We start from the raw sequence: 9,014 nt of genomic DNA on the forward strand, positions 1-9,014 counted from the left end.
ATAACAAATCATCAGATTATGAAAAAAAGAAAATTAGGTCCGACTGATCTTGAGGTATATCCATTTGCTTTTGGGGGCAATGTATTTGGTTGGACTGCCAATGAAAACACTTCTTTTGAATTATTAGATCAATATACCGAATTAGGATTTAACTTTATTGATACTGCAGATGTATATTCTGCATGGGTTCCCGGCAATAAAGGCGGAGAATCAGAAACCATCATTGGAAAATGGATGCATCAAAAAGGAACTAGAGATAAACTTGTTATTGCAACTAAAGTAGGGGCAGAAATTGACAGTACACATAAAGGGTTGAAAAAATCATATATTCTTTCAGAAGTTGAAGAATCACTAAAACGTCTTCAAACCGATTATATAGATTTATATTTTACTCATTTTGATGATCCCGACACTCCCATAGAAGAAGTATTGGACGCCTATCAGCAATTAATAAAAGAGGGTAAAATACGTTACATAGGGGTTTCCAATATGTCTCCTGAGAGAATTGTAAAATCATTGGAAATAAGTAAATCTAATAATCTACCTTCTTATTCCGTCTTACAGCCTGAATATAATCTGTATGATCGACAACCGTATGAAAAGGATTACGAGCCGATTGCCGAAAAATACCAATTAGGTGTCATGACTTACTATTCTTTGGCAAGTGGTTTTCTAACCGGTAAATATCATTCGGAAGCGGATTTAAATAAAAGTAAAAGAGGCGACAGCTTAAAGAAATATTTAAACGATAGAGGCTTACGAATTATAAAAACTTTAGAGGATGTTGCCGCACGAAATACAGCTACCCCGGCTCAGGTTGCAATCGCCTGGATCATCCAAAGACCGAGTATTACTACTCCTATAGCCAGTGCTTCTAAATTGGGACAATTGGATATATTAAAAGCGGTAGACCTAAATTTATCTCAAGATGATATTAATGATTTAGACAATGCCAGTAAGGTAACTTCATAACGACAAGCGCTCAAATAATATAAAAAAAAGTATTCATCCCCTTGAATACTTTTTTTCCTTTTATAAGATAATTTAATTAATATAATCTGTTTTTATAATATAAATATAAAATTTTTCTGTCTTTTAAGCAGGTGATGAAATTTGATTTTATTTTTTCTCTGATATTATTTATTATCTTTGCAAAAAATTTTATTCAATTTCATGGAATTATACTACTCATTTTCAATCCTTATTATTTTAGCTGCTATTTTTTCATACATTAATGTAAGGTTTTTAAAATTCCCTTCTACCATCGGAATAATGATCATTGCGTTAATTATGTCAATTATTTTAGTTCTTTTAGGTAGTTTAACCTCTAAACCTTTAAATGATATTGCCTCATTAATTAAAGAATTTGATTTTACCGAAATTTTGATGGGGTGTATGTTAAATTTCCTGCTATTTGCCGGAGCTATACATATCAATATGTCGGATCTAAAAGAACAAAGGCTTCCTGTTATAATATTTTCTACTTTAGGAGTTATAATATCTGCCATCGTTGTGGGCGTAGGCCTTTATTATACATCCAATTATCTTCTTCCTCTTATAAATGTACATACAGAAATTCCTTTAATATATTGTTTACTTTTTGGTGCTTTAATTTCTCCGACAGATCCGATTGCGGTATTGAGTATATTAAAGCAAGCCAATGTTTCTAAGTCTTTAGAAACAAAAATTGCCGGTGAATCTCTTCTTAATGACGGGGTAGCTGTGGTATTGTTTGCCGTATTAGCTAATCTTGCTTATAATCCCGTTGTAGTTGCCACCGGACGAATGGATTTATCGTTTGCCCATATTTTTGATTTATTTCTTAGAGAAGCGGTAGGCGGATTGTTATTAGGGGCGGCTCTTGGATATCTTGCCGCTTATGCAATACGAACTTCACATGATTATAAAGTTTCGGTTTTAATTACCCTAGCGGTAGTTATGGGAGGATATCTTATTGCAAGTTCTTTGCATACGTCTGCTCCTCTTGCTATGGTGGGTGCGGGATTGATAATAGGAGAATCCAGACGAAGATTGGGTACTAGTAAAAAAAGCAGTGTGGGTACTTTCTGGGAATTAATCGATGAGGTTATGAATGCAATTTTATTCCTTTTTATGGGATTCCAACTTTTACTTATCGATGATCTAATTCATTACTGGCTACTAGGTATTATATGCATTATAATTGTTTTATTCGCCAGATTTATTTCTATTAAAATTCCAACAATGATTATTCCTTTTAAGGAAAAATTCAGCAAAGGAACTATTGCCGTTTTAGTATGGGGTGGCTTACGCGGCGGGGTCTCCATCGCATTGGCTCTTTCAGTTCCTGAAAGTGACTATAAAGAAACTATTATAGCCGTTACTTATGTGGTGGTGGTTTTCTCAATCTTAGTTCAAGGATTGACTGTTGGAAAAGTCGCAAAAGACATTCAGTAAATTACTGCATCGTAACTATTTTTAATAGTAATAAAAATAATGATAGTATCTGCAATAAATAATACTTGCAGATACTATTTTCGTTTAAACGCCGATTTAATTTCAATTGGTACTTCAATTTTGTTCAATTTATAAATTGCTGCAACTTCACTTTTTATACTTATTTTTAACATACGCCAATTTAAATGGAGTATATTAAAATACAACTTTGGTTTACTTATTAAATGATATGGTAATGGCATATTTATTGTTTAAATCATAAAGAACTACAAGATTATTACACTTCCTTCAGAATTGAAATAATAGTAAACTCTAAAAAATTTTATAAATGGAAGGAATGGGTATTTTATGGTCTATAATTATTGGAATTATAGCCGGTTTTATTGCAGGTAGAATTATGCGAGGCAGTGGATTTGGAATGTTAGTTAATTTGCTTGTTGGATTAGTAGGAAGTATATTGGGAGGATGGATCTATAGTTTGTTGGGCTTTTCCAGTGGAGGTAAGTTAGGAATGTTATTAATGTCTGTAATTGGTTCTGTGGTCCTTCTATGGATAATATCATTATTTAGAACAAAAAAACCTTATTAAATTATAATATGTTATGAAAAAAGTATTATTGGGTACAATCTTGGGTGCTGCTCTAGGTTATGTTGCCAGAAAAATGCAAGAAGATGGATTTCTAGATCAAGTTTCTGATGAGATAAGTAAATTTACATCCAAAACCAAAAAAAATTTTAGCAATATAGTCGATGTTGGTAAAAATGAGGCTGAGTATTTAAAAGATCGAGCGAAAAAATACGGAGAAAAAGGAGAAAGCTTTATACACGAAGAGTAATAAGAGTAAGCATTAATAAGTAAGTAATAAATTGAATACATGTAAATAGCAGCTAATTAGCTGCTATTTTGTTTACCTGTCGAAATATTCTATATTTACATTTTAAATAGTATACTAGTAATTTTACTACCTTTATATTGTATGCTTTTTTACTTCATTTTAGATTTAAAATATTCATAATCAAGATAATTAAAATATGAAAGTAACAGGTACACCTATTGAATTAGGTACTGAAAATATTGGAAAACTTTTAAAACAATATGCTATTCCTGCTATTATAGCCATGATTGCTTCCTCTCTCTATAATATTACGGACAGCATTTTTATAGGACATGGTGTAGGACCTTTGGCTATTTCCGGATTAGCCATAACTTTTCCACTTATGAACCTTGCAGCAGCTTTTGGCTCATTAGTAGGTGCAGGTGCTGCTACCTTGCTTTCCGTTCGTTTGGGACAAAAAGATTATACCACAGCCAACAGCATTTTAGGTAATGTGTTCATCATGAACTTATTTATTGGTATTTCGTTTACCATTATTTCTTTATTATTTTTAGATCCGATATTATATTTTTTCGGTGCGAGTGAAAAGACCCTTCCCTATGCTCATGATTTTATGGTTATTATACTTTCAGGAAATGTGATCACTCATATGTATCTTGGGTTAAACTCTATGTTACGTTCTTCCGGAAAACCCAGACAGTCCATGTATGCGACCATATTTACCGTACTTATAAATTTAGTTTTAAATCCATTATTTATTTTCGTTTTTAACTGGGGTATTCGTGGGAGCGCCATTGCTACGGTAATTTCTCAAACTTCAGTATTAATCTGGCAAATTTATCTGTTTTGCGACAAAAATAATTTCATCCATATACAGAAAGGAATTTTTAAATTAAACAAATATATTGTTAAAGATTCTCTATCTATAGGTATGTCGCCGTTTTTAATGAACGCAGCGGCCTCGGTTATTGTTATAATTATTAATCAGGGACTTTTAAAATATGGTGGAGATCTTGCCGTTGGGGCTTACGGAATTGTAAATAGGATTGCGTTTTTATTTGTAACCATAGTATTGGGATTAAATCAAGGTATGCAACCTATAGCCGGTTATAATTTCGGAGCAAAACTTTATCCCAGAGTAACACAGGTTTTGAAAAAAACAATTTTAGGAGCTACTTTGGTCATGTGTACCGGCTTCCTTATAGTTGAATCAGTTCCTCATGCGGTTGCTTCTATTTTTACAACCGATAAAGAGTTAATTGATATTGCCTCCTTAGGATTACGCATGGTATTTATTTGTTATCCGATTGTAGGTTTTCAAATTGTTACTTCTACCTTTTTCCAAAGTATCGGAATGGCTCAAAAAGCTATAATTTTATCTCTCACTCGTCAAATACTATTTTTAATTCCTTTTTTATTAATTCTACCTAAATTTTTCGGCATTGCAGGAATATGGTTGAGTATGCCCTTAGCTGATTTTTTTGCTACTATTTTGGCTGCCATTATGCTTTATAAACAATACAAAGAATTTAATAGATATAATCCTGAAAACTAATTTAAGTACGTTATGAAAGATAAATATTTTATTACCATTGGTCGACAGTTAGGAAGCGGTGGAAGACAAATCGGGAGAAAATTGGCTGATTTATTGGACATTTCATATTATGACAAAGAGATTATTAATCTAGCTTCTATTGAGAGCGGTTTAAATGCTGATATTTTTGAGCAAGCGGATGAAAAAAATTGTTATAGTTTTTTTGATAATTTTTTAGGCATGCAATTATCTAAAAACTATTTAGGAAACGAAAATTTATTTGAAATACAAAGTAAAATAATTAAAGAAGAAGCCCTTAAAGGTTCTGCTCTTTTTGTGGGCCGTTGCTCCGATTATATTTTGCGTGAATATGAGAGACGGATAGATATATTTATTACTGCTAATAAAGAAGATCGAATTCGGAGAACATCTCAAAGAAAAAATATTTCTTTAAAAGAAGCGGAAGAATTAAACGTAAAAATAGATAAAAAGAGAAAAGAGTATTATAACTTTTTTAATAAGAAAAGTTGGGGGCATGCCAGTTCTTATCATCTTTGCATAAATTCATCCGTTTTAGGGATTGATAAAAGTGTACTTCTTATTAAAAGTTTTGTAGAGCAAAAATTTGCACTTTAGTTGTTATTTATAAAGAATATACAAGCTAAAAATCTTACTTATTTTTTAAAATAATAAGGAACAATTATTGTTATAGTTCTTGTGAATATTCTTTACTTGTTAAACTTTACTGCCCGAGAATTTACGAAAAAAATATCGTGGTTGTATTCTGTATTATCAAACGATATAATTGAATAATTTAAAATTATCTTGATAATGACAAAAGTATTATATTTGAAAAAAAATAATATTACAATATGAAATTGCTTGAAGGAAAAACCGCGATTATTACCGGAGCAACCCGAGGTATTGGAAAAGGAATTGCTGAAGTATTTGCTCAAAATGGAGCAAATATAGCTTTTACTTATGCATCTTCAGTAGCTAAAGCAGAAGAGCTGGAAAAAGAATTAGGTTCTTTAACCAAAATAAAAGGATTTCAATCTGACGCTTCAGATTTTGATTCTGCTCAGAAACTTGCCGATGATGTTATAAAAGAATTCGGGCAAATTGACATTGTGGTTAATAATGCAGGTATCACTAAAGATAACCTTATATTAAGAATGAGTAAAGAGGATTGGGATGAAGTAATTCGCATCAATTTGGATTCGGTATTCAATCTTACCAAAGCAATCATAAAACCGATGATGAAGCAAAAAAAGGGTTCAATTATCAATATGAGTTCTGTAGTTGGAGTAAAAGGTAATGCTGGTCAAGCAAATTATGCTGCTTCTAAAGCAGGAATTATTGGATTTTCTAAATCCATAGCATTGGAATTAGGATCAAGAAATATTCGATGCAATGTAGTTGCTCCCGGATTTATTGAAACTGAAATGACTGAAGCTTTGGATGAAAAAACCATTCAAGAATGGAGAAATAATATTCCTTTGAAAAGAGGAGGAACTCCTGAAGATATTGCTAATGCATGTTTATATCTTGCCAGTGATTTATCAAGCTATGTAACCGGACATGTACTCAATGTCAACGGTGGAATGCTTACTTATTAAAAAATATGGATTAAAGCACGATAAACAAGAGATTAAATTTTTTTAATCTCTTTCTTTTTTTAACTTAAAAAACTATGTATAGTAATAAATTATCAGTTCAACTAATTGGAGAAGTTTTATATCGATACGGAATTACGAATATCATATTATCTCCGGGATCAAGAAATGCGCCTTTAACCATACATTTTACTAATCATCAAGAATATACTTGTTACAGCATAGTAGATGAGCGATCTGCTGCATTCTTTGCGTTAGGAATGGCACAATCAAAGAAAAAACCGGTGGCTATTTGTTGCACCAGCGGCACAGCATCCGCTAATTATTATCCGGCAATTATAGAAGCTTTTTACCAAAATATACCTATAGTCGTGCTTACTGCTGATCGACCGGAAAATTATGTAGATATTTTTGACGGTCAGACTATAAGACAAAAAAATATGTATAGCAATCATATTTATGGATCTTATCAATTGTCTGAATCAGAAAGTGAAGAATCAATTACACAAAATTTTCTAGATTTAAAAAAAGCATTGAATACTTGTGTTTTAAAATCAGGTCCGATTCATATCAATATTCCCTTTTCAGAACCTTTATATGAGCAAACAGATCAAATTGAAATTTCATTTGAAAAACTAACTCTTCCTGAAAAAAATTATAATTCAGATAAATACAAACCCTTGTTTTCTACTTGGAACAACTTTTCTAAAAAGATGATTCTTGTTGGAATGCAACAACCCAATTCGGAATTAAATCAATTACTCGAAAAATTAGCTGAGAGGGAAGATACGATTATTTTTACTGAAGTTACTTCAAATCTAAATTCTTCAAAATTTTATCCCAATATTGACCGCTATATGTTTCCTTTTGGTGAAGAAACGCTGGATGATTATAAACCGGAATTACTTCTTACCATTGGTCAAAATATTGTTTCAAAAAAAATTAAAGATTTTTTACGAAAATCTAAGTTGAAGGCCCATTGGCATTTAGATGAATATTGGCATCCTGATACTTATTTTTCTTTAACTGAAAAAATTGAAGAAAATCCGGTCATTTTTTTAAAAGAATTAGTGAAAGTTCCTCCCGTTGCTTCTTCGTATTCTTTACTATGGAAACAACTTAATGATGAGCGACAACTTAGGCATAATGATTTTATTAAAAACTTACCATTTTCCGATTTACGTGTTATAAAAACTTTGGATGAAAAAATACCTGATACATATAATCTGCAAATTTCTAACAGTTCTATGATCAGATATGCTCAGTTATTCAATTTTAACTCTAAAAATAAGATATTTTGCAATCGCGGTGCCAGTGGCATTGACGGGTCAACTTCAACGGCCGTTGGTTTCGCCGTTGCAGATACTCACCCTACTCTTTTGATTACCGGTGATATTGGTTTTTTTTATGATTCTAATGCTCTATGGAATAAATATATTCCTAATACATTTAGGATTATACTTGTAAATAATGGTGGTGGCGATATTTTTAAAATTATTCCCGGACCCGATTCTTCCAATTCTTTAGAGGAATATTTTGTTACCCGACATAATCGTACTGCTCGATTAATGGCTCAAGAATATAATTTTGAATATATTCAAGCTCATAATCAAGAAGAACTGTTAAAAGAATTAGATTCTTTTTTTCTTTGCTCGGAAAAACCTAAATTATTGGAAATTAACACCATTAATCAACCCAATTCAAGAATTTTACGCGAATATTTCAATTATTTAAATCAGGATTAAAAACATGAGAATTAATTTATTCACCCCTATGAGGGAAGAAAATCAAAAAATTTTAAATGCTTTAAAGGTTTTTTCTAAATTAAAACATTCTTATGAGGTTATTATAACCGGAATAGGTCGTGAAAAAATTGCTAAATCCATGATTACTAAACCAAAGTCTGATTTAGATGTTTTAGTAGGATTTACAGCTATTACCGGAATTGAGAAAACGATGCCTAAAGAGCTACAAAAAGGAAGTTTAGTTGAAGTGGTGGCTTCTTCATTATATGGTTATTCAGGAGAAATATTTGAAAACGGAAAAATAATACTTTCTTCGTCTCATACGCATTTTCCTAAACTAAGTTCCCTTACCTCCGATAAGTTTGTTACGATTTCCAATATTCCGATCGGAACATTGATTAATATGGAAGATTATACTTTTATGTATTTGAAAAGGCCACAGGATTTTATCCTGCGTATTATCTCTGATTTTTTACCTCATCAGGAAGAAATTGATTTTTTTAAAATTATTGAAGAAATTAGTTTTTCTTCGGTAATTGAGTTTTTGGAAGGATTGAATTAATTTAATATTATCTACCCAATTCCAATTGATTTTTAACCAAATTATAATATTCAGATTTAGCTTTTACTAATTGATTATGATTTCCTACTTCAGCAATTTGCCCGTTTTTTAACACTATGATCTGATCAGCATTTTTAACTGTTGATAATCGATGGGCTATAATAATTACTGTTTTTCCTCTAAAAAATTCTTGTAAATTATTATGGATTATCCTTTCATTTTCTGAATCTAAAGCAGAAGTAGCTTCATCAAAAAATAAGTATTCAGGATTTTTATAAACAGCCC

General features: G+C 31.3%; 9 protein-coding genes and 1 pseudogene. 9 read left to right on the forward strand and 1 reads right to left on the reverse strand.

The window, feature by feature from the left end; genetic code table 11:
• The first annotated feature begins 18 nt into the window (after positions 1-18).
• The 9 genes from GFU93_RS04725 to GFU93_RS04765 all read left to right on the forward strand — a co-directional run bounded on the left by GFU93_RS04725 (position 19) and on the right by GFU93_RS04765 (position 8,729).
• Positions 19-972: an aldo/keto reductase gene (locus GFU93_RS04725; protein WP_160567652.1), complete on the forward strand. Its 954-nt coding sequence runs from the start codon at positions 19-21 to the stop codon at positions 970-972.
• Between the two features lie 201 nt (positions 973-1,173).
• A complete protein-coding gene (locus tag GFU93_RS04730; protein WP_105297211.1) occupies positions 1,174-2,436 on the forward strand; it encodes a sodium:proton antiporter in 1,263 nt (420 codons plus the stop codon).
• A gap of 328 nt (positions 2,437-2,764) precedes the next feature.
• Positions 2,765-3,025, forward strand: coding sequence for a GlsB/YeaQ/YmgE family stress response membrane protein (locus GFU93_RS04735; protein ID WP_220234011.1), 261 nt, complete (start codon positions 2,765-2,767; stop codon positions 3,023-3,025).
• A 13-nt stretch (positions 3,026-3,038) separates the two neighbouring features.
• Positions 3,039-3,272, forward strand: a complete 234-nt coding sequence (locus tag GFU93_RS04740; protein WP_105297212.1) for a hypothetical protein — start codon at positions 3,039-3,041, stop codon at positions 3,270-3,272.
• A gap of 196 nt (positions 3,273-3,468) precedes the next feature.
• On the forward strand, positions 3,469-4,827 hold the full coding sequence (locus tag GFU93_RS04745; RefSeq protein ID WP_160567654.1) for an MATE family efflux transporter: 1,359 nt from the start codon (positions 3,469-3,471) through the stop codon (positions 4,825-4,827).
• Positions 4,828-4,839: 12 nt separating this feature from the next.
• Entirely contained in the window at positions 4,840-5,442 is a 603-nt protein-coding gene (locus GFU93_RS04750) for an AAA family ATPase (RefSeq protein ID WP_160567656.1), read from the forward strand.
• A 236-nt stretch (positions 5,443-5,678) separates the two neighbouring features.
• Positions 5,679-6,425, forward strand: a complete 747-nt coding sequence (gene fabG, locus GFU93_RS04755; protein ID WP_160557330.1) for a 3-oxoacyl-[acyl-carrier-protein] reductase — start codon at positions 5,679-5,681, stop codon at positions 6,423-6,425.
• 74 nt (positions 6,426-6,499) lie between these two features.
• Complete coding sequence (gene menD, locus GFU93_RS04760) at positions 6,500-8,167, forward strand: 2-succinyl-5-enolpyruvyl-6-hydroxy-3-cyclohexene-1-carboxylic-acid synthase (protein ID WP_160567658.1); 1,668 nt, start codon at positions 6,500-6,502, stop codon at positions 8,165-8,167.
• 4 nt (positions 8,168-8,171) lie between these two features.
• Complete coding sequence (locus tag GFU93_RS04765) at positions 8,172-8,729, forward strand: hypothetical protein (RefSeq protein WP_255448648.1); 558 nt, start codon at positions 8,172-8,174, stop codon at positions 8,727-8,729.
• A gap of 7 nt (positions 8,730-8,736) precedes the next feature.
• On the opposite strand, the pseudogene GFU93_RS04770 reads toward GFU93_RS04765, so the two are convergent.
• Positions 8,737-9,014, reverse strand: a pseudogene (locus tag GFU93_RS04770) (peptidase domain-containing ABC transporter); the annotation flags it as partial.

The organism is Apibacter sp. B3546, assembly GCF_009827885.1.
GTDB lineage: Bacteria > Bacteroidota > Bacteroidia > Flavobacteriales > Weeksellaceae > Apibacter.

Excerpts from the sequence above, each read along its gene's own strand:
- GFU93_RS04745 (WP_160567654.1), top strand. The coding sequence starts at position 3,469 with ATGAAAGTAACAGGTACACCTATTGAATTAGGTACTGAAAATATTGGA.
- GFU93_RS04765 (WP_255448648.1), top strand. The coding sequence starts at position 8,172 with ATGAGAATTAATTTATTCACCCCTATGAGGGAAGAAAATCAAAAAATT.
- menD (WP_160567658.1), top strand. The coding sequence starts at position 6,500 with ATGTATAGTAATAAATTATCAGTTCAACTAATTGGAGAAGTTTTATAT.
- GFU93_RS04740 (WP_105297212.1), top strand. The coding sequence starts at position 3,039 with ATGAAAAAAGTATTATTGGGTACAATCTTGGGTGCTGCTCTAGGTTAT.
- GFU93_RS04750 (WP_160567656.1), top strand. The coding sequence starts at position 4,840 with ATGAAAGATAAATATTTTATTACCATTGGTCGACAGTTAGGAAGCGGT.
- fabG (WP_160557330.1), top strand. The coding sequence starts at position 5,679 with ATGAAATTGCTTGAAGGAAAAACCGCGATTATTACCGGAGCAACCCGA.
- GFU93_RS04735 (WP_220234011.1), top strand. The coding sequence starts at position 2,765 with ATGGAAGGAATGGGTATTTTATGGTCTATAATTATTGGAATTATAGCC.
- GFU93_RS04725 (WP_160567652.1), top strand. The coding sequence starts at position 19 with ATGAAAAAAAGAAAATTAGGTCCGACTGATCTTGAGGTATATCCATTT.
- GFU93_RS04730 (WP_105297211.1), top strand. The coding sequence starts at position 1,174 with ATGGAATTATACTACTCATTTTCAATCCTTATTATTTTAGCTGCTATT.